The following is a 659-nucleotide window of genomic DNA, read 5'->3' as shown; positions in this document are numbered from 1 at the left end:
TATATTACGAAGCTTTCCTTCTTCAATGGTGTACTGCCTTTTTAGATGTATTTATCCATAAATTTTTCCATCAGGACAAACATAGTGGGCTTTCCCAAGGCGACCTTCATAGTATAAGTTGGCAATTGGAGCTCTCCAGTCAATTATATATGGTTTAAAATTTTATCATCAAGAACGCACATTTTTCCAATATAAAGCTTTTCTCTATTTTTKKAACCATCTTCTGTAAAATCAACTCTTGCAAAGTTAAGGGTTTTTTATGGGCATGTTCTATCTTCTCAAGTTTTTCTTTCTAGTGTATCGGAGAGCTGAGTATTTATAAGCATACTTATATAGGGATCACTACTGTCATCCTTTGGATCACCTATTCCTTTAGAGAGTTCTTTGGTTAAAATAGCCTTTGTAGCAAGTAGTCTTWTAKCAAAGGAATTTAAAACGTCTGTATTTAGAGAAGATGCACCATTTGTTGAAGTTGATGGTACAACATTAAGATGGGATCCAAGAGAAATAACAAGTCCACTATTAGGTTCAGTACATGATCCTATATATCAAGGAGACGAAAAAGGGTATTTTATAGAAACAGGTATCCCAGAACCAAAGCTTGGACTTGTAACTAAGGCCCATGGTGGAGTTCTTTTTATAGATGAAATTGGTGAAAT

General features: G+C 34.5%; 1 pseudogene. It reads left to right on the top strand.

Annotated features, from left to right (window positions below):
- Positions 1-459: 459 nt before the first annotated feature.
- A pseudogene (locus TCEL_RS00590) lies at positions 460-659 on the top strand (Lon family ATP-dependent protease); the annotation flags it as partial.

The organism is Thermobrachium celere DSM 8682, assembly GCF_000430995.1.
Taxonomy (GTDB): Bacteria; Bacillota; Clostridia; order Clostridiales; family Caloramatoraceae; genus Thermobrachium; species Thermobrachium celere.
Note: the sequence above shows the minus strand (reverse complement) of the source record. Positions and strands in the feature narration are given on the sequence as shown.